The sequence below is a fragment of the Mucilaginibacter sp. genome, from assembly GCF_036383575.1.
GTDB lineage: Bacteria > Bacteroidota > Bacteroidia > Sphingobacteriales > Sphingobacteriaceae > Mucilaginibacter.
The window spans coordinates 15,886-36,243 of the sequence record NZ_DASVOB010000692.1; the positions used below are offsets into that span (position 1 = coordinate 15,886).

The following is a 20,358-nucleotide window of genomic DNA, read 5'->3' on the forward strand; positions in this document are numbered from 1 at the left end:
AATCATGACCGCAAAAGATAATACCAATCGCAACCTGTTCCTGATCCTGATGATCCTGGTTGCTGCCGCTTTCAGGCTTTTAGCATTTAAGTATAAAGAGCTGAGTAATTTCAACCCGGTAGGTGCTATTGCATTGTTTGGCGGTGCTTATTTTACATCAAAATGGAAGGGTTATGCAACAGTATTGCTTACGCTGTTCACAACTGATATCGTAATCAATTACCTGTATACTTCAAAGCTAACTTTATGGTACGGCGGTGCCGCATGGGTGTACTTATGTTTTGCTTTGATGGTACTGGTGGGCAATTTACTTGAGAAGGTAAATGTTGTCAACGTACTTTCAGGCTCAATTGCAGCTGTTTTAATTCACTGGTTAATTACAGATCTGCCATGGTTATATGGTACGCTTTACCCACATACACTGGCAGGTTATGGCGAATCGCTGGTTAAAGCTATTCCTTTTGAGCGTAATATGGCGTTGGGTACATTGGTATTCAGTGCGATACTTTTTGGCGGCTTTGAGCTGGCGAAGAGCAAGTACACTTTTCTGCAGGATAAAAAGCAATTGGCTTTATAAGATAAATGAACTTAAATTTAAAGCGGATTGTTGAAAAACAGTCCGCTTTTTTTATGGCCTAACCAGCCGTCTACTTAAATCAATATGAAAAATATAGTAATACTAACCGGAGCCGGGATCAGCGCCGAAAGCGGCTTAAAAACATTCAGGGACAGCGATGGACTTTGGGAGGGGTATAATATTGAAGACGTTGCCACCCCCGAAGCCTGGGAACATAACCCGGTTATGGTACAGCAGTTTTATAACGAGCGCCGTAAATCTGTATTGGAGGCAAAACCCAATGCTGCTCACTACGCACTTGCCGCGCTCGAAGAAAAATATAAAGTGACCATCGTTACCCAAAATATCGACGACCTTCACGAAAGAGCTGGCTCAACTAACGTGGTACACCTGCACGGGATCATCACCCGGTCGCAATCAAGTATTAAACCCGAGCTCACTTATCCAATCGATGGCTGGGAAATAAAAATGGGAGAGAAATGCGAATTGGGTTCGCAATTGCGCGCGCATGTTGTTTGGTTCGGCGAACCTGTGCCGATGATAGAACATGCTGCCATGATCTGCGCCGATGCCGATTTATTTATCCTCGTTGGATCCTCGCTGGCAGTTTACCCGGCAGCCGGGCTGATCGGCTACGTTGACCGCGAGGTGCCGAAATATATTATCGACCCTAATATTCCTTCGGTAAATGTGAGGGGGACTGTAATTAAGATCCAGAAAAAGGCTACAGTTGGCGTACCTGCATTAGTAAATGAATTGCTGAAAGATTAAATCACTAATTCGTTAAATCACTAATTAAATATGAAGTGCATCTTCAACTGGAGCGGCGGTAAAGACAGCGCCCTTGCTTTATATTATTGCCTGCAAAACCCGGAGATTGAGATCGCCTATCTTGTGACCACCATTAATGATGCGGCCGACAGAATTTCGATGCATGGTGTAAGAACAGAGTTATTGATCAAACAGGCCGAAGCTATCAGTATTCCTTTATACCAGATCCGCCTGCCCGAAATGCCTGGGATGAAAGAGTATGACGAGGTGATGCGTTATCATTTAACCTGTTTTAAAAATGAAGGCATAACTCATTCAATTTTTGGAGATATCTTTCTACAGGACCTTAAAGATTACCGCGATGCAAGGTTAAGTGAAGTCGGTCTTAAAGGGATTTACCCGTTATGGAAACGGGATACATCTCAATTGATAAATGAATTTTTAAATCTCGGTTTCGGAACAGTGATAGCCTGTACACAGCAGCGTTTGGAAAGGATAGTTGGAAAAGAAATCAGCCGCGAACTGATCGATGCTTTACCCGAGGATGTTGATGTATGCGGCGAGAACGGGGAGTTCCACACCTTCGCTTTTAAAGGGCCAATCTTTGCCCACGAGATAGAATACAAAACTGGAGTAAAGATTTTCAAGGAATATGCCGCGCCCAAAAACACTGATGATTCCTGTGTTTCTGCTGCTGACTCAAAACCTTCCGGATTTTGGCATTGCGACCTTTTATTGGCTTAACTTATCATTTATTTTGCCAAATTCAACGCAGAATTAAATTTTGTTTTGTATTATAAGTATATTAATTGCCAGATCTTTAACTTAAAACATCTTACTTTTTTATTTAAATAAGACCAAAGGATAAAACAATTACTGCCCGAAAGACAATTAATTTACCAAATTAAATTCTGTACTGGGCTTTTGTTATTTATAAGTATTTAGTTTTTAGTTAATTGCAATGATTTTCTTAATAATTATATCTGAAATAGGCGTCCTTATAATCCGTACGCATATCATTGAACCGGGCTGCTATTTTCTTTAAAAATTCTTCGTCAAGTAATTCGAAAACACTGTTAACACCATCGGTTAAATCCATCTCCGGAATCTTGTAACTTTGCTCAAGGGAGCCCTGCTCTATCTTCACAATAAATTTATTGTTCATATTCAGGATAGAGATCTTGAAATCGGGGTGCGGGAGTTCTGCAATAATTCTCATGTCTTTTTTATTTATCCAGTAATCCGTTTAACGGGTCTTTTCCATTGATGGTGCCGAAGCTGGCTATCGGTTTAAACCGGGCGAAGAGTTCTTCACTATACCAGCCTTCGCTTCTTGTCTTTTTTATTACCTCGGCATGTTCGGGGCTTTTATAGGCAAAAGCCTTTGCATGATCCAGGTTTTCCCAAACAGAAAATGTAGCCTGTCGGTACACCGGCGCTTCGCCAACGCCGAATGAATTTATATACCCGGGAGCGGATGTCATCATATTTGCAACTGTATCTACATTAGCCCAGAAATTCTTTAGCCTGCTAAATTTGATAGTTGCGCGTGTAAGTACCGCAACAGGGCCGCTAATATCGCTTACTTCCGGCTTGCCAAAAGGCTCTTTACCATCCCAGCTTCCATGGCTTTGTATCGGGGCACAAAGTATCGTCCAGCTTTCGGTGCCTAACAGCCTCCACCAGGAAGAAATAAACGAACGGTTATAGAATATATCAAAATCATCGCGATTGTCCCAGCAGGCCAATAAGCCCCATTGTTGCCAATCGGGTTCAAGGTCAAAGGTTCCGTTTTTGCCCGAGCCCAGAAGCTTGTAAAAGCTGCATCCTCTTTGCATCAGTAGGGGGAGGCGATGAATTGCCATAGCCAATAGAGCAAAAGGAACAAACAGCTTGCGGTAGCGAATTATAGTGAGGCTAACGATCATGCAAATGCTAAATAAAAGATTAAATATGATATTTGCCTTATTTACTTTCAACACTACATCCTTACTTTTGTACCATGGCAGAGGATTTAACAATTACCGCATCAACCGATAAAACCGAACAGTATACCACGCTTATTCCTCAAATTGAAGCGTTGCTTTATGGCGAGCCTGATCTGGTCGCCAACATGGCCAATGTTTCAGCGGCTTTAAAAGAGCAGTTTAAATGGTTTTGGGTAGGCTTTTACCTGGTTAAAGAAAACGAGTTGGTGTTAGGCCCATTTCAAGGTCCCGTAGCATGTACCCGTATTGGCTTGGGAAAAGGTGTTTGCGGCGCTGCATGGCAGCAGGCAAAAACATTGGTTGTGCCCGATGTTGAGGCATTTCCAGGGCACATTGCCTGCAGCTCACTTTCGCGCTCGGAGATCGTAGTGCCGGTATTTAAAGACGATAAAGTAGTGGCGGTACTTGATGTGGATAGTGAATTGCTGGATCAGTTCAACGAAACCGACGCACAGTATCTTGAGCAAATAGTAAAGCTTGTTAATTTTTAATGAGCAGGATCTATCTGATCGCCGGTCTCGGTGCCGACACCCGCGTCTATAATAATATCAATCTACATGATGAGCATGAAGTAATTACGGTAGATTGGGTTGAACCTGATTTGAAAGATACTTTACCTGCTTATGCGCAAAGGCTTATTTATCAATATAATATCAAGCCTAACTCAGTGCTTATTGGCAATTCATTAGGTGGCATTATCGCTGTTGAAATGGCAAAGTTCATGCCTGTAGAAAAGGTTATCCTGATCTCCAGTATTAAAACCAGCAATGAGGCCCCATGGTATTTTAAGCTTTTCCGCACGCTGCCTGTTTACAAAATGATTCCGGGTAAAATATTCAATTCGATGGGTGGCATGGTTAAACCTTTATTTGGCCACATGAGCCAGGAGGATGCATGGTTATTCAGCGATATGCTCAAAAAATCATCGCCGGTATTTATGAAATGGGCCATGTATGCCATTTTGCATTGGAGAAATGAAATTATCCCGCCAAATCTCTATCACATTACCGGTGATAAAGATCTGGTGTTTGATTATAAAAGAATAAAAGGTGCTACCATTGTAAAGGGCGGCACACATATCATGATCTTCGATAAGGCAAAAGAGATCAATAAATTATTGAAGGGGATCCTGAAAAAATGAAGCTACCTGAAAGTTATTACCTGGGCAATGATGTGGTAAGTATCAGTAAAGATCTGTTAGGCAAGTATTTGTTTACTTGTATTGATGGTGCAGTTGCTGGTGGATATATTGTTGAAACAGAGGCTTATAATGGAATTACAGATAGAGCTTCCCATGCTTTTGGCAATCGCGTTACACCGCGAACTAAAACCATGTTCATGAAGGGTGGCATCGCTTACGTTTACCTCTGTTATGGCATTCATGAAATGTTTAATATCGTAACCTCGAGTGAAGGGCATCCGCAGGCAATCCTTATCAGGGCCATCCAACCCACTGATGGTATCGAGGCTATGCAAGTACGTCGCAATATGCCGGTGCTTAAGCCCAATATTACTGCGGGGCCTGGCTCGGTAGCTAAGGCTTTAGGGATTTCGCGCAATATAAACGCTTTTAGCCTGCAAAGTGATACTATTTGGCTTGAAGATCGTGGTTTAACTTTTCCTGATGAGCAGATAAAAGCCGGTCCGAGGATAGGGGTAGCCTACGCTGCCGAAGATGCCTTGTTGCCTTATCGTTTCTATGTAAAGGGCAATATTTACGTAAGCAAGCCCAACAAATAAGCTTCCTATTTTGTAATATTGGCGGATGAACTATCAAAACGATCTGGCATTTGCCCGGCAGCAGGATGAGCAGGATCCGCTTAAAGATTTCAGAAGCCGCTTCTTAATCCCAAAGCACAACGGTGAAGATGCAGTTTACCTTTGCGGTAATTCACTTGGGTTGCAGCCTGCATCGGCACAGCAATATCTTGCCGATCAATTGGATGCCTGGAAAAACCTTGCTGTTGAAGGTTGGTTTCAGGGAGATGATCCCTGGCTTGACTATCATAAATCGATTACCAGCTCCATTGCCCGCATTGTTGGCGCGCAGGAAAATGAAGTTACTGTAATGAACTCACTTACAGTAAATCTTCATTTATTGATGGTAAGTTTTTATAAACCAGATAATAAACGTTTTAAAATCATCATGGAAGGAGGGGCTTTCCCTTCGGATCAATATGCTATGGAGAGCCAGGTAAACTTCCATGGCCTTGATCCTAAAGACGCAATAATTGAGATTTTTCCGCGGGAGGGTGAGGTTACATTACGGACTGAAGACATCATCCAAACGATCGATCAACATAAAAATGAGCTGGCTTTAGTTCTGTTTGGCGGAATCAATTATTACACCGGGCAATTCTTTGATCTGAAAGCGATAACCGATGCTGCTCACGCGGCAGGGGCCTATGCCGGTTTCGATTTGGCTCATGCTGCGGGCAATGTACCTGTGCAGCTGCACCACTGGGGTGCAGACTTCGCCTGCTGGTGCTCGTACAAGTACATTAACTCCGGGCCTGGTGGGATAAGCGGCATTTTTGTCCACGAAAAACATTTTGCCGATAAAGAACTAAACAGGTTTGCCGGCTGGTGGGGTTATCGCCGGGATAAACAATTCCTGATGGCTCCGGGCTTCGATCCTGAGATCGGCGCTGCCGGCTGGCAGGTAAGTACAAGCCCAATATTGCTTCTCGCTTTATTTAAAGCCTCTATGGCTATTTTTGATGATGCGGGCGGATTAGATATCCTTCGGGAGAAAAGCGTTCGCTTAACGGGTTATTTGGAGTTTTTAATTCGAGAGATCAATCAAGAACAGGGCGAGGAGGTTTACAGGATCATTACACCGGCCGATCCGGTTACCCGTGGATGCCAGCTTTCGGTAGTTAGCAAGCGGAATGCACGGCCAATTTTTAACTATCTGGCACAAAACGGCGTTATAGGCGACTGGCGCGAACCCGATGTGATCCGTTTGAGTCCTGTGCCGCTTTACAATACGTTTGAGGATGTTTACAAGACAGCCAAACTGATGGCTGATGCACTAAAAGCAGTTTAAATTTTCAAGAGATATGGTTTATTACAATCCCAAAGAGTGGTTTTCATTCATCTTTAAAATAAACAAAGCCGAAACACTGCGTGAGTTATTTCCGCTTATGCTTGCGGTAGGCGCGTATGCCGGCGTTGTTACTTATTTCCTGATAGATTTTTGGCAGTTGCCCGATACCAGCATACTCAGGAAAGTGATCTTTATTCATCAAACAATAGGTTTCGTATTCTCCTTATTGCTTGCATTTCGTATCAACTCGGCTTATGACCGCTGGTGGGAAGGGCGCAAGATCTGGGGGAGTTTAGTTAACAATAGCCGCAACCTCGCTATCAAACTAAAGCATCTAATCGGTGAAGAGGATATTGCCTTTTTCAATTATGCGATCCCTCGTTATGCGAGGGCTCTGCGTGATCATCTGCGCGACGAATACGTTCCCGAAGAACAGCCGTTTATCAGTATTGATGCCCTAAAACATGTGCCTAACCAGGTTGCTTCTGAAATGATCAAAAATATTTACCGGTTAAATAAAGAAGGGGTAATTAATCCGGAGCAATTATTTAGCATAACTGCCGAAATTACTTCTTTTACAGATATTTGTGGGGCTTGCGAACGCATCAAGAAAACACCTATCCCGTTTTCATACAACGTGTTTATCAAGAAATTTATCTTCACTTATATCATGACCCTGCCGTTTACCTGGGCTTTTGATCTGAAGTATTTTATCATCCCGATCATCTGCTTTGTACTTTTTGTTTTTGCAAGTATTGAGCTACTGGCCGAAGAAATTGAGGATCCGTTTGGCCGTGACGCCAATGATTTGCCACTGGATAGCATTTGCGATAATATCCAAAAACATGTAGGGGAGTTGATAGGATAGAAGGCATGCTCAAAATATCTTACGATCCGATATACGCTCATCCGCTGCCCGAAGGCCACCGCTTTCCGATGCTGAAGTACGAGCTGATCCCCGCACAGCTATTGCATGAAGGCGTGATAAGCAAAGATAACCTGTTTTCTCCGGATCTACTGGCAGAAGGTACTATCATCCGTACACATGATGAAAATTACTGGCATCAGCTCCGCGATCTCACATTGCCTCCAAAAGAACAACGTCGGACGGGCTTTCCTTTATCCGCCCGGTTGGTGGAGCGGGAAATAATGATTGCAAAAGGTACAATTGATGGTTGCAGGTATGCTTTCGAAGGCGGAGTTGCTTTCAATGTAGCCGGAGGGACTCATCACGCAGGCAGTAATTGGGGTGAAGGTTTTTGTCTATTGAACGATCAGGCAATAGCTGCTAATTATTTATTGGATAGCGAGTTATCTAAATCTATTTTAATAATCGATTTAGATGTGCACCAGGGCAATGGCACTGCCCAGATCTTTGAAAACGAGCCAAGGGTATTCACCTTCTCTATGCATGGGGCCAATAATTTCCCTTACAGAAAGGAGCAGTCTGATTTGGATATTCCCTTACAGGACGGTGTTGGTGATGATGAGTTTCTTGAAATTCTTAAAACAACGCTGCCGCGATTAATTAAACAACAGAAACCTAATTTTATCTTTTACCTTTCGGGGGTGGATATTTTGGCTACTGATAAACTGGGTAAGCTTGCGTTAAGCAAAGAGGCCTGCAAAGCCCGCGATCAGTTTGTTTTTGAACAATGCATTAAATACAATATACCGGTACAGGTAAGTATGGGAGGTGGCTATTCACCGCAAATAAAAGATATTGTTGAGGCGCATTGCAATACCTTTAAAGCAGCTATTGATCTTTATTTTTGATCTTTAGCTACTATTGGTATTGCCGGTTTGATCTTGTGACTTTTACTAAGCACATTGAAACGTGCAAACAACAGTACCGACGCCGTACCCAAACCTAACACAAGGCCATACCAAACCCCATAAACACCCAGGTTAAATTTAATACCAAGCAGGTAACCAACAGGCAAACCAATTACCCAGTAAGCCAGAAAAGTAATAACGGTTGGAACGTTTACGTCGCCCATTCCTCTTAGCACACCAAGCCCAACAACTTGTGCCCCATCAAACAACTGGAAAAATGCTGCAATGATAAGTAGCTGTGATGCAATTGTTATCACCTCTTCATCAGAAGTAATTATCCAGGGTAAAAGATGTCTGCCTAACGCAAATATTACAGCGGTAAAGCTCATGAACAGCAATACGATGTGGTAATTGGAAATAGCTGCAAGCCTTAAATTGCGGTGATCGCTTACACCAAAATAGTTACCTGATTTAATAGCTGCAGCTGCACCGATACCGCTTGCCATCATATACGTCATAGAAGCCATGGTTATAGTTACCTGGTGCGCTGCCTGGGCAACTACGCCGATAGTACCCACAAGCAAGGCAGCCCCACCAAAGGCACTGATCTCGAAAGTATATTGCATGGCAACCGGCGCGCCAATTTTCATGATCTGAATACCGCGTAGCCTGTCGATATTTTTAATGGCAAAATCTGTTAAATAAGTTTTAAAATTCTTCGACCGGAAAACATAAATCCCCATCACGGCAGCCATCAAACATCGATCGATAAGGGTACTGTAGCCAACACCTCTGATTCCCATTGGTTGTATGCCGAACAAGCCCTTAACAAAAATTATCCCTAATAAAATATTGATCAAATTGCCCCAGATAGATATCATCATGGCTTGTTTGGTGAAGCCTAAACCTTCCGCAAACTGCTTAAACGTATTGAAGATAAGCAAGGGGATCAACGACAGGCTAAGCAGGAATAAATATGGCTTGGCTTCTGTCACAACCTCGCGCGATTGGTCAAGATGACCAATAAGTAACATGGTGCCAAAATAGATTCCGCAGAATAGGATAATGCCGCTTAGGATATTCAGGAATAAACTATTGGAAAGTAACAGCCCGCATTCTTTATGATTTTTCCGGCCATTATTTTGAGCAATAAGCGGCGTTAAACCGTAAGAGATGCCCATGCCAATAACCAGCGGAACCATAAAAAGGCTGTTTACTGTTGATACCGCGGCCAAAGAAACAGTACCTGCAAAATGCCCCACAATGATGGTATCAGACATTTGTACAGCCGTATGCCCAACGTTTGAGATAATTACCGGGATAGCCAGTTTAAGGCTTTCAAGATAATAAGGTTTGTATTTTTGGTAAACGGCTCTCATAATTACTTAGGCAACAGGAGCGCAAAAGTAACCATTTGGGCACACAGAAAAGTCAGCAGGCTGTATAATATTCTTCCTTTTCGGTTGTGTTGATCTTGATAATGCCTGACAATATCAGGTCTACAAGTACATTCTGAGCACGGCGGCGACCAACTTTAAGCAGTTCGCTGCACTCTTTTATAGTAATGCGGCCTGCCTTTTCAAGATGGCCAAGCAGCGTTCTTTCATTATCAGAATACTCGATCAAAACGCCCTGATCATTTGAAGAGCGTTTTAAAACCTCCAGTACAATTTTGCTGGCCAATACGCTTTTGTCCTTTACGCGCACATAAGCCCACCATTTACCATCTTCGGCAAGGGCATAATGCGGTTTTAGTTCGCTTGCCGGAGTATCAACAACAAGTACAAGTTTATCATCAAAATATACCTCTTCAAAAGTAGGGTCAAGCGCCGGACGTGAAAAAAGATGTGCCGCTTTGGTAATCATATAGCGTTCCTCATCGTCGGATTTTACGCCTTTTATCGTACCGTCGTCAGTAACGCCAATGAGTAACTTACCACCTTTGTTGTTGGCAAACGACACCATTGTGCGGGCTATCTTTTCGCAGCTGGTTATCGTTTTTTTAAAGTCGACAGTTACGCTTTCACCCTCAAAAATTAACTTCTTAACGTTTGTTCTACTCATAGCCTGTTCATTAATTATTAGGGCTTAATATATGGTGTAAAGATCTCCATCCATGTTTCCGGGCGGGCAATGGGCGAAAAACCAAACTGGCTGTACAAATTGTGGGCATCCTTAGTAGCTAATGACCATCTTCTTAAACCTTTCAGATCGGGATGTTTAACAATGGTTTGTACCAGCCATTTAGAAAGGCCTTTGCCACGATGAGCAGGCAGCACAAATACATCGCAGATATAGGCAAACGTTGCATTATCGCTAACTACACGTGCAAAGCCCGCCTGTTCGTTGTTGAAATAAATACCGAAACACATGGAGTTTTCGATGGCCCTGGCCAATTTTTGTCGTGGGATACCCTTTGCCCAGTACGATTCATTATTAAGGTAATCATAAATAACATCAACATTAAGCAGGTTTTTATCCGTTGAGATCATGAAGCCTTTTTTCTCAAAAGCTTCGTCATTCATAATTACAGTCATCAGTATAAGTTATATAGTAGTATCAATAAAGTTTAAGTTGCGTACATAAACCTCAATCATGACGGATACGCATATTTCGCCATCTTTATTGTAAATGTCAATAGGGAAGAAGCGAATAAATTTACCGGTAGTATTTAAAATACGCTCCGCGTCGGCTATATCGCTATCAGTCAGTTCAATATTAAAAAATAAATTTGTTGCCGCAGGCTTGGTATATTTTACACTTGCTGATTTTGACCAAACCGTCAATTTATAGCCCTTGTGGCTAAATATTTGATAAAAGAGCAAGGGATAAAAGGGGTCGGCAGCCGAAAATAGTGTGCCGCCAAAAATGGAATTATTATAGTTTTTGTTAAGGAAGCTTTTTTTGATCCTCACTTTAACGCCCCGGTATCCTTTGCTAAACTTAACTACCCAGATCCGCTGGAAAAGGAGAGGGGGGTAGAAGCGCATTACCCACTTTAATAATCCTTCGGATACCACCATAGCGCTTAAATATCGGAAAAAAATAAATAATGAGCCGTAAATGTGGATCAAATTGGCCGATGTTCAAAAATAAAAAGATGGCAAAATCCCAAATTGCCGGTAAACAATAAGCCCAAAGTTTGGTTTATCATATGGTTCAAACATAAATTGATAATTTAATCAAAAGCAAATAACTATGAAAAAGCAATTTTTAAGTTTCGCACTTGTCGCGGCAATGATCGGCGCTATTGCGACCAGCTGCAGCTCAGAAAAAAAAGCAGGCGATGGCTCTGACAGTACAAAAATGGATTCAACAAGTCAAAGTGCACCGGCACCCGCCGCTACAGACACAACTAAAACTGATACCACCAAAAAAGATACTACAAAGCACTTGTAATTTTAAAAGCATAAAAAATCCCGGCCGGGTATTTCACCTGACCGGGATTTTTTTTATGCTTTTTCTTAAATTTTTAGAATGCTGTTTTTATAACACCGCCATCGGCCCTTAATGTTGCACCGTTGGTTGCTGCCGATAACGGGCTTGCAACATAAGTAACCAGGTTGGCTATTTCATCTGTAGTAATAAAGCGTTTTATTAATGATGTGCCGCGCACATTGGTGAAAAATTCCTTTTCTATTTCCGCATTACTTAAGCCCTGATCTTTTGCCAAAGCTTCTATAAAATCGCCAACGCCTTCAGATAAAGTAGGCCCGGGTAAAACGGTATTAACGGTAACACCAGTATTTTTGGTGAGTTCGGCTAAACCACGGGCAACTGCAATCTGGGCGGTCTTGGTCGTTCCGTAATGGATCATTTCTTCGGGGATCTGATATGCCGATTCGCTGGAGATAAAAATAATACGTCCCCAGTTTTTGCTGATCATTTTATCAAAATAAGCCCTTGATAATCGTACCCCGCTTAGCACGTTAACTTCAAAAAACCTCAGCCAATCAGCATCGTTAATTTCAGTAAATGGTTTCGGCTCAAAAATGCCAACGTTATTTACCAAAATATCAATCTCGGACAATTGGTTTATTAAAGCTTCAACTTGTTGAATATTTGAAAAATCGGCGGCAATACCTTTGATTTTATTATTGCCTGTTTCGTCGATCAACTTTTTTACAACTTCATCAACTTTGGTTTGTTTGCGGCCATTTACATATACCATAGCGCCTTCATTGGCCAATGATTTTGCGATAGCATAACCAATGCCGGCCGTTGATCCTGTTACAAGTGCTGTTTTATCATTAAGTTTAAGATCCATGATTTTATTTTTAGCTTATAACACAAGTGTAACACAGATGTTAGTTATTAGCTGATTTTAAAATCAAAGATTAAACAATACTGACAATTGAAGCGGAGTTTAGGTATAATTAAATTTAGCCCTGGCCCGGTTGGTACATTCGCTTTTCAACAGGCTGATAGTATTCATCTAAGTTTTCGGGGACACGGGATTTATAGCCTAAAATTTGTCTCAAGTCGTCACTTAATCCCTCGCCAAATTCGTACCCCAAAAATCTTGGATAATCAAGCTGTTGTTTAAAGAATGGCTTTGTAAAAGCCATGGTTAACGTCCGCCTTGTTGCATCGGTATAGTTTTTACCAGCAGCATGCCATAAATTGGAGTCGAATAAAATAATGCTGCCTTTTTTAGTGTTGGCGCGATCCGCGTTTTTATAAAAGAAATCGCTTTCTGGTTTTTCATCGCTTTTATGAGAGCCGGATAAAAAATAAGTTGATCCGTTTTCAGAAGTAAAATCATCTAATACAATCATCATCTGGATCATCATTTTAAAATCTCCGGTGAAACTTCTAATATCCCGGTGTATGTTCTGAACATAAGGTTTCTCATCTTTTAAGTTAATAACAGCGCCAAGTGAGTTTATAATGTAATTGCCCTTTAAAAAGTGCGTCATCTGGTCTGCACAGTATTTTCGTTCAAGAAACTTTAATGAAAACCTTTCCCGTTCAACCAAGTGGTGCAGCGTGCCATTCATATTGTCGCCTATGCCATTAGCGATCTGAATTTTGCGCCTTACATCGTACGCCGGCACCAATGAATCTCTTATTTCGTCAACGAAGGCATCGTCCAGGGCATCTTCATATATGATCCATCCGAATTCGTCCATTATCTGGTCAAATACGACAAGGTCAGCATCGGCATATTTAAGTTTATTTTTCATTGTTGTAATTAATTAAGGTTTTAAATTGTGGTGGTTTCAGGTTCAGAGGCAGTTGTTTGTGCTTTTCTTTTTGGATGACGATATAGGGGGAAGAAGGGAGTTTCCGGGTCGATTTCTACGCCTGATCTTAAAACAAGATCGTTATACGCAGGTTCATCATTAATATAACACCAGATCCTGTCTTTTACCTGCAGGTTTGAGAACAACTTTTTGAAATTGAAAAGGGAATCTTCTTTTCCGCCAACGCCGCCCCCCAAATGAAAGATCTTTTTCCCCATTCTTCTACCGATCATACTTATTTCGTCTGTCATTAATTTACTTGGAGAAATATTCAGGTAGTCAGGTGAAGTTGCCGAAAGGTGATTCCGGACAATAGCATCTGATAACAAAATAAGCGCTCCGCACATAAGATTAACTCCATCATAAATTAAAATGAGTTTGTTTTTCATGTACTCTTCATTAAGAAGATTGATAAAATACTGAACATCAAAATAATAATTGGATGAAGCATTCAGCCGGTCCATGTTTCTATAATACATTTCGGCAAAATCCTCAATTTCCTGTGCCGTATCAGCTTCCTTAATAATAAAGCCCATTTTGCGCAGGCTTCTTATCTGGCGACCAAGCCTTTTATCATACCTGTCCCGTTGTTCTTCCTCAGATATCGAAAGATCAACGTACAATGTTGTTCCGTTGTCTTTGATACCCCCAATATTTTCCAACAGATGATATTGATCAAGAAATGGATGCAGTCTTGAAAAGATGCAAATTGCCGATTCTGCCTTCATGAAGATTGTAAACTCGGCTTTAAATTGCGCAATTGTTAAGGCTGATAAGCTTGTAAAAGGAACGCTGGATAGGGGGCCGGCATAACCATACACACAGGTCATATCAAAGTATTCCGAGCTCTCGATCTTCCTTTTGATCACCGGCAACGCGATGAATAATTTCTCTTCTTCATAAACAAATAAAAGTGGTTCGCCTTCGGTATTTAAAGAATGATAATACCAGGTGTGAAACCCTTCATGTATATATGCACGACTGATGTATTCGTCCCAATCTTTTCTATTACGTATAGTAAAACTTCGGTGGTTCATAAGTAGGTTTTTAATTGTTGTATAATGTTATTAATTGAATGCCCTGGGGGAGGGCATAGGGTACAGGTCAGTCAATAATATTTGATGACTTATGAAAAAAAGAAAAAATCTATCCGGGCACTATGGTTGGGGTGCAAATTGATAGTATCAGGAAGATGGGGGTGTGCTTTTATTTAAAGCAGATATTTTACAGTATCAAAAGCTTTGCGTAACCGAAATCGGCCTAATTCAAATAATATATATCTTTTAAGATAGAGCAGCAAGAGCATTTTTTTTTGCATGCCACGATAATGAAAGCGCCTGATGATCAGGTTGAAATCACTGATAACCATTTCCATGCGGGCTTCATTTTTTATCATGCTCCATATGCCGCCAGCATGATTGCGATAACAGCTCATAACCTCGGGCATTACATATATTTTACGCCCCGTATTGAATGTTGCGAAAAGTTTAAAAAACTTGTCAGCGGCATAACAGCTTGTATACCATGATTTTTGAAATAATTCATGTACTTCCGGGATATTATGATAAACAACAGTGGCGGTTTTTGTTTCTACCTGTCGGCCAACCAAAAGGTCGTGATAAGTATACTCAAGCGGCACCGGATTGGGCTCCAGATTTAATGTATTATTGTTGATGTCAATTACCCGGGTGTAGTGGCAGCAAATGATATATTCCGGGTTGTTTTCCAAAAAGTCGACCTGCTTCTGCAACTTCTGTGGGCTTGTCCAAAAGTCATCTCCATCACAAAGTGCAATATATTTTCCTTCACATGCGCTAAGGGTGTTAATCGTATTCAGGTGAGCGCCGCGGTTTTTTTCCGGGTAAATTACCTTGATCATATCCGGGTATTTTTCCTTGTATGACCTCAGTATTTCAGTTGTTCCATCGGTTGAACAATCATCTCCAACAACAATTTCATACCTGAAATTGGTTTCCTGCATCAGGAAGCTTTCTATAGTTTGACTGATAAAATCTTTATGGTTATAAGTAGTACAGCAAACACTAACCATCAAGTTCTGATCTGTTATCATAAAAAAAGTAAAATTTATTTGCAGAATTATTATAAATGGAACTTTTCCGGTATTTCATAAATTGATAAAAACCGGATTGCATTGATCACTGCACAATGCTTCGCCATATGACTCACATTTTATATTTAATCGAAAAGCCTATTGCATTAAATGGCCTTTATTTTCAATTGGGCTTTCGATCAAAAAATCAATGACTACGAGTCGGCTAATACAGCAATCTTTGCTATATCAAATATATTTAATTAGTATCCATTAACAGTCCATGGTGCTTTATTGGTTCTGAAATTGTAAACTACGTTTCATTTAGTTTACATACGTGTGAACGGCTGTAAATATTAGGTGTATACCCGTGCAATCAGACGTAGACTTAAGCTATGAATGGTCTAAATCTATCCTATAGATTAATTCACATAATTAACATTATGTTAAATAGTATTTTTTAAAGAAAGGCCTTTTTCAAGACCCTCTTTTATTTTCTATCTGCCCTATTTATTAGTTAGCAGGCAATGCATCAATCTGAGCTTTTATTTTTGTAGCGTTTGCATCATCTTTAACACCTAAATAATAGGTTCTTAAATTTTGTAACGCATCAATTGATTTTGGTTGAAGTTCTGCAGCTTTTACCAAATATGGTTTTGCTTGTTCAAATTGAGCTTTAGCTTTTGCTATAGCTGCATCATACTCTTTTTGTTTATTAGCCGGTAATTTATTGGCGGCGTTGTAAGCATCAATGGCCGGATTCAAAATCACATAACCATAATTTAAATTAGCTTCAAAATAGTTAGGATCAATTTCTAAAGCTTTTTTATACATTTCTCCGGCCTTAACATAAGCATCGGCTTTTGAAGTTTGCAATTTCGCTTTGGCGGCAGCATCTTTAGTTGCAGCTAATTCTTTAACATAGGTATCAGCGGTTTGTGAATATGTTAAACCCGCATAGTAATACAGTGTTTTGTTTTTTGGATCAGCAGCTAAGGCAGCCTGGATTTTGTCCAATACTTCTTTTTCTTTGCCGGTTTGTAAGCTTATTTCGATTTCGCGCTTGCGCAGATCACTAACTGTTGGGTATTTTGAAACACCTTCAGCAACAGTTTTTAATGCATTGGCTGTATCTTTACTTGCAAGGTACAATGAGGAAAGATCCAGATAAACACCGGCATTTTTAGAGTATTTAGTGGTTACCAGTTTGCTATAATTTGAAATTGCAGCAGGATAGTTTTTTGCATTGGCAGCAGCTAAACCAGTGTAATAAATAGCATTGGTATCTTCAGGTAATACTGTGCGGTAATAGTCAAATGAGCGATAAGCAAGATCATATTTAGCACTTGAATATTCCTTTACCCCTTTTGTTAACTGATATTGAGCCAGGTTAAGATAAGCATCATCAATCATTTTTTTGCTTTCGCCTTTTGTATCAAGTTCTTTAGCTTTTTTCAACGCCTCGTCTGCAGTAGTGAATAATGGCAATGATGTTGTTGCCACTGTATCTTGAAGTGCCAAAGCTGAATAAATAGAACCTTTTACAGCGAAAGTAAGTGGCAATGCAGCTGTTTTTTCATTGGCAGCAGCTTTATCAATTGAAGTTTTAGCATTGGTAAGGCTTTGGTTAGCCATTGTTGCCATTGCTGGTTGCCCTCTCAGGCCTGAATATTTTTCATACTCCTCTTTTGCATTATTTAACTCACCTTTTTGTGCAAAAGCTGTTGCTGAAACCAAGCCTAACAGGCCCGCCATCAAAAGTTTGATTTTCATGATTATTACTGATTGGTTAACTGTTTTAGTTTATTGTTTATTCTGTCTAACTGATCCTGGTTATTTGTTTTCGTATAGGCCAACTGCAAGGCCTGCAGGCTATTTGCATTATTGGGCGAAATTTCATTGGCCTTTTCAAGCCATTGTATAGCACGTCCAAGATCCTGGGTGCTCCTCTCCCCTTTTGTGTTTGCGCTTTGTTTTAAATATAATAACCCTAAATTAAATACAGGATCAAAATATGTTCCGCTTAGTTCAATGGCATGTAAATAAAGAGATTCTGCCTGGTCAAATTTATCTAAATGATCGTAGCAATTTGCTGCAACAAACGCAATATCCGCGTTATTAGCATTAATATCAAGCAAGGGGCCAATTAATGGTTCTAACGCCTTATAATTTTTCTTATTGTTGTAGATATTGGCTTCGTCAAGCAGTAAAAATCTGTCGTTAGGCAAAATTTTCCTTCCTTTTTGAAGAATTTGCAAAGCTTTAGCCGTATCCCCTAACGATTTGTAGATGTTTGATGCTGTCTCAATATATTCAGTGCGGCCACTATCAACCTGGAGCATTGTTGTATAGTATTTAGCAGCATCCTGCAAATTACCTGCTTTGTTGTTCGCGAAAGCAATATAAGTATTGATCTGGTTCATGCCAGGAGCATATCGCTTTGCATTTTCAAATGCCGTTCTTGCGTTGGCAAAATCCGAATTATTTACTGCTTCAAACCCTTTCCGGATATAAACATTTGCCAGGCATCGTTTGGAGTAATCAAGTTCAGATTGGTACTTGAAAATTTTGCCCATGCCCGATAACCGGTCAACCAGTTTAGTTGTTTTGTCAAGCATATCAGCAGGCATTCCAAGTTTATTTAAGGAATCTATATACAGGATACTTGAATTAACTATAGCCCTGTACAGGTTCTTTTCAATATCGGCCGTGTCCGACTTGGTAATGATCAAACTATCTGCAGATTTTTTGGCTGCGGCCAAATACTTCAGGTCGTTTTTCTGTTTATAAAATGCCAGGTTATTTACCACAACCTTTAGCGCTTCTTTTTGTGCGAAGGCAAAGGTTGTAGTAAAGCTTGTAATTAAAACCGATAAAATGATCTTGCGGTAGTGCATATTTATTATTCTGTTGTATCGTCAGTTGATGGTTCTGCGTTATCTTCAGCTGTATCACTTTCACCTGTATTTTCGGTGGTAGTTTCAGTGCCTTCTGCATTTTCATCGCCTTCTTTTACTTCTTCATCCTCATCATGCTCAATTTTGGCTACTGAAGCAATTTCGTCATTGTTTTTAAGTGTGATAAGCCTTACACCCTGTGTAGCGCGGCCCATTACCCTTAGTTCGCTTATTGCAATACGGATTATAATACCTGATTTATTGATGATCATCAGGTCTTCCTTATCTGTAACACCTTTTATGGCTACAAGGTTTCCGGTTTTTTCAGTAATATTTAAGGTTTTTACGCCTTTACCGCCACGGTTGGTAACACGATAGTCTTCAATATCGGTACGTTTGCCATATCCTTTTTCGGATACCACCAATACAGTTGTTTCAGCATCATCAATAGCTATCATACCAACTACTTCATCATTTTCATCATCAAGGCTAATACCACGAACACCGGTAGCGGTACGTCCCATTGGTCTAACTGTTGATTCATTGAAGCGGATAGCACGGCCCGATTTAAGTGCCATTACAATTTCGCTGCTTCCGCTGGTTAAGCTTGCTTCAAGTAATGAGTCGCCCTCATTAATGTTAATGGCATTGATGCCGTTTGAACGCGGACGAGAGTAAGCCTCAAGTGAGGTTTTCTTAATGGTACCTTTTTTGGTACACATGATAATGAAGTTATTTTCAAGGTAGTTCTGATCTTTAAGCGAGATCAGTTTAATATATGCCTTGATATTTTCTTCTTTCGGAATATTGATGATATTCTGAATTGCACGGCCTTTTGAAGTACGTGTACCTTCCGGTATTTCAAACACCCTAAGCCAAAAACATTGACCGGATTCGGTGAAGAACAACATGTAGTTGTGATTTGAGGCGATAAGCAGGTGCTCAATGAAATCCGCATCACGGCTGTTACTGCCTATAGCACCTTTACCTCCCCTGCTCTGTCTGCGGTATTCTGTAAGCGGGGTACGTTTGATATAGCCTTCGCGCGAGATTGTGATTACAACATCCTCGTCCTCAATGAAGTCTTCAGTTTGCATTTCCGCCGATGAGTGAACCATTTCGGTACGGCGCTCATCACCATATTTCTCCTTAATTTCAAGTAACTCATCCTTGATAATCTGCATCCTTAAACCTTCGTCGCTCAGGATACTTTTTAAATGCTCGATCAGTTTCATTAAAGCGGCGTATTCATCTTTGATCTTATCGCGTTCAAGTCCTGTTAACCTCCTTAAGGTCATGTCAAGGATAGCACGGGCCTGGATATCGGATAAACCAAAGCTGGTCATCAAACCTTCTCTTGCTTCATCTGGTGTTTGTGAAGCGCGAATCAGGCGGATAACCTCATCAAGGTGATCTAAAGCGATCAATAAACCTTCAAGGATGTGCGCACGTTTTTCAGCCTCATTAAGCTCAAATTTGGTACGGCGTACAACAACCTCATGGCGATGCTCAACAAAGTGATGGATCAGATCCTTCAGGTTAAGCAGCATTGGCCTGCCGTTAACAAGCGCGATATTGTTTACACTGAATGAAGTTTGAAGAGCAGTATATTTAAATAAGTTGTTTAATACGATAGCGGCATTGGCGTCACGTTTGATCTCGTAAACAACACGGATACCTTCACGGCTTGATTCGTCACGAATGGCCGAGATGCCTTCCAGTTTCTTTTCGTTAACCAGTTCAGCAGTACGCTCAATCATTAAAGCTTTATTTACCTGGTAAGGTATTTCGCTAACAATGATGCGTTCACGTTCGCCATTGTGAGTTTCAATCTCTGCACGGGCGCGGATCACAACACGGCCACGGCCTGTTTCCAGTGCTTCGCGCGGGCCGTCGTAACCGTAAATGATGCCTCCTGTAGGGAAATCGGGGCCTTTTACATATTTCATTAAGTCGGCAACCTCTATCTGGCGGTTATCAATTAATGCCATAGTAGCATCAATA

At 40.9% G+C, this 20,358-nt stretch carries 23 protein-coding genes; 10 read left to right on the forward strand and 13 right to left on the reverse strand.

Features of this window, described 5'->3' with window-relative positions:
* Positions 1-4 precede the first annotated feature (4 nt).
* From VF500_RS24390 to VF500_RS24400, 3 genes are all read left to right on the forward strand, one after another.
* On the forward strand, positions 5-577 hold the full coding sequence (locus tag VF500_RS24390) for a DUF6580 family putative transport protein (RefSeq protein WP_330862166.1): 573 nt from the start codon (positions 5-7) through the stop codon (positions 575-577).
* Between the two features lie 84 nt (positions 578-661).
* Positions 662-1,348 (forward strand): NAD-dependent deacylase, encoded by a 687-nt coding sequence (locus VF500_RS24395; RefSeq protein WP_330862167.1) that lies wholly within the window; start codon positions 662-664, stop codon positions 1,346-1,348.
* Positions 1,349-1,378: 30 nt separating this feature from the next.
* A complete protein-coding gene (locus tag VF500_RS24400) occupies positions 1,379-2,092 on the forward strand; it encodes a diphthine--ammonia ligase (RefSeq protein WP_330862168.1) in 714 nt (237 codons plus the stop codon).
* Positions 2,093-2,318: 226 nt separating this feature from the next.
* Here VF500_RS24400 and VF500_RS24405 read toward each other — a convergent pair whose 3' ends face one another.
* Both VF500_RS24405 and VF500_RS24410 read right to left on the reverse strand, forming a co-directional pair.
* A complete protein-coding gene (locus VF500_RS24405) occupies positions 2,319-2,567 on the reverse strand; it encodes a hypothetical protein (protein WP_330862169.1) in 249 nt (82 codons plus the stop codon).
* 7 nt (positions 2,568-2,574) lie between these two features.
* Positions 2,575-3,276 (reverse strand): DUF3291 domain-containing protein, encoded by a 702-nt coding sequence (locus VF500_RS24410; protein ID WP_330862170.1) that lies wholly within the window; start codon positions 3,274-3,276, stop codon positions 2,575-2,577.
* 74 nt (positions 3,277-3,350) lie between these two features.
* On the opposite strand from VF500_RS24410, the gene VF500_RS24415 reads away from it, so the two are divergent.
* The 6 genes from VF500_RS24415 to VF500_RS24440 are packed head-to-tail and all read left to right on the forward strand — an operon-like array spanning position 3,351 to position 8,161.
* Positions 3,351-3,827: a GAF domain-containing protein gene (locus tag VF500_RS24415; protein WP_330862171.1), complete on the forward strand. Its 477-nt coding sequence runs from the start codon at positions 3,351-3,353 to the stop codon at positions 3,825-3,827.
* Complete coding sequence (locus VF500_RS24420) at positions 3,827-4,477, forward strand: alpha/beta hydrolase (RefSeq protein WP_330862172.1); 651 nt, start codon at positions 3,827-3,829, stop codon at positions 4,475-4,477. The genes VF500_RS24415 and VF500_RS24420 overlap by 1 nt, the downstream gene beginning before the upstream one ends.
* Positions 4,474-5,076, forward strand: coding sequence for a DNA-3-methyladenine glycosylase (locus tag VF500_RS24425; protein WP_330862173.1), 603 nt, complete (start codon positions 4,474-4,476; stop codon positions 5,074-5,076). The genes VF500_RS24420 and VF500_RS24425 overlap by 4 nt, the downstream gene beginning before the upstream one ends.
* A gap of 25 nt (positions 5,077-5,101) precedes the next feature.
* A complete protein-coding gene (gene kynU, locus VF500_RS24430) occupies positions 5,102-6,385 on the forward strand; it encodes a kynureninase (RefSeq protein WP_330862174.1) in 1,284 nt (427 codons plus the stop codon).
* A 13-nt stretch (positions 6,386-6,398) separates the two neighbouring features.
* On the forward strand, positions 6,399-7,253 hold the full coding sequence (locus VF500_RS24435) for a bestrophin family protein (protein ID WP_330862175.1): 855 nt from the start codon (positions 6,399-6,401) through the stop codon (positions 7,251-7,253).
* Between the two features lie 5 nt (positions 7,254-7,258).
* The gene (locus tag VF500_RS24440) at positions 7,259-8,161 is read left to right on the forward strand and encodes a histone deacetylase (RefSeq protein WP_330862176.1); all 903 of its coding nucleotides are present in this window, start codon (positions 7,259-7,261) and stop codon (positions 8,159-8,161) included.
* On the opposite strand, the gene VF500_RS24445 is transcribed toward VF500_RS24440, so the two are convergent.
* The 4 genes from VF500_RS24445 to VF500_RS24460 are packed head-to-tail and all read right to left on the reverse strand — an operon-like array spanning position 8,152 to position 11,184.
* The gene (locus tag VF500_RS24445) at positions 8,152-9,540 is read right to left on the reverse strand and encodes an MATE family efflux transporter (RefSeq protein WP_330862177.1); all 1,389 of its coding nucleotides are present in this window, start codon (positions 9,538-9,540) and stop codon (positions 8,152-8,154) included. The two genes, VF500_RS24440 and VF500_RS24445, sit on opposite strands and share 10 nt — an antisense overlap.
* 52 nt (positions 9,541-9,592) lie before the next feature.
* Positions 9,593-10,225 (reverse strand): ATP-binding protein, encoded by a 633-nt coding sequence (locus VF500_RS24450; protein WP_330862178.1) that lies wholly within the window; start codon positions 10,223-10,225, stop codon positions 9,593-9,595.
* Between the two features lie 17 nt (positions 10,226-10,242).
* Positions 10,243-10,698, reverse strand: a complete 456-nt coding sequence (locus tag VF500_RS24455; protein WP_330862179.1) for a GNAT family N-acetyltransferase — start codon at positions 10,696-10,698, stop codon at positions 10,243-10,245.
* A 9-nt stretch (positions 10,699-10,707) separates the two neighbouring features.
* Positions 10,708-11,184, reverse strand: a complete 477-nt coding sequence (locus tag VF500_RS24460) for a DUF4442 domain-containing protein (protein WP_330862180.1) — start codon at positions 11,182-11,184, stop codon at positions 10,708-10,710.
* Between the two features lie 175 nt (positions 11,185-11,359).
* Here VF500_RS24460 and VF500_RS24465 point away from each other — a divergent pair, with 175 nt between their 5' ends.
* Positions 11,360-11,560, forward strand: coding sequence for a hypothetical protein (locus VF500_RS24465; protein WP_330862181.1), 201 nt, complete (start codon positions 11,360-11,362; stop codon positions 11,558-11,560).
* A 73-nt stretch (positions 11,561-11,633) separates the two neighbouring features.
* Here VF500_RS24465 and VF500_RS24470 read toward each other — a convergent pair whose 3' ends face one another.
* From VF500_RS24470 to VF500_RS24500, 7 genes are all read right to left on the reverse strand, one after another.
* Positions 11,634-12,428, reverse strand: coding sequence for an SDR family oxidoreductase (locus VF500_RS24470; protein WP_330862182.1), 795 nt, complete (start codon positions 12,426-12,428; stop codon positions 11,634-11,636).
* Positions 12,429-12,543: 115 nt separating this feature from the next.
* Positions 12,544-13,347, reverse strand: coding sequence for a phytanoyl-CoA dioxygenase family protein (locus VF500_RS24475; protein WP_330862183.1), 804 nt, complete (start codon positions 13,345-13,347; stop codon positions 12,544-12,546).
* A gap of 20 nt (positions 13,348-13,367) precedes the next feature.
* Positions 13,368-14,444: a GNAT family N-acetyltransferase gene (locus tag VF500_RS24480; RefSeq protein WP_330862184.1), complete on the reverse strand. Its 1,077-nt coding sequence runs from the start codon at positions 14,442-14,444 to the stop codon at positions 13,368-13,370.
* A gap of 173 nt (positions 14,445-14,617) precedes the next feature.
* On the reverse strand, positions 14,618-15,478 hold the full coding sequence (locus tag VF500_RS24485) for a glycosyltransferase family 2 protein (protein WP_330862185.1): 861 nt from the start codon (positions 15,476-15,478) through the stop codon (positions 14,618-14,620).
* A 492-nt stretch (positions 15,479-15,970) separates the two neighbouring features.
* The gene (locus VF500_RS24490; RefSeq protein WP_330862186.1) at positions 15,971-17,230 is read right to left on the reverse strand and encodes a hypothetical protein; all 1,260 of its coding nucleotides are present in this window, start codon (positions 17,228-17,230) and stop codon (positions 15,971-15,973) included.
* A 5-nt stretch (positions 17,231-17,235) separates the two neighbouring features.
* On the reverse strand, positions 17,236-18,354 hold the full coding sequence (locus VF500_RS24495) for a hypothetical protein (protein WP_330862187.1): 1,119 nt from the start codon (positions 18,352-18,354) through the stop codon (positions 17,236-17,238).
* A gap of 5 nt (positions 18,355-18,359) precedes the next feature.
* Positions 18,360-20,358, reverse strand: a 1,999-nt coding sequence (locus VF500_RS24500; protein WP_330862188.1) for a DNA gyrase subunit A, incomplete at its 5' end; no start/stop codon positions are given.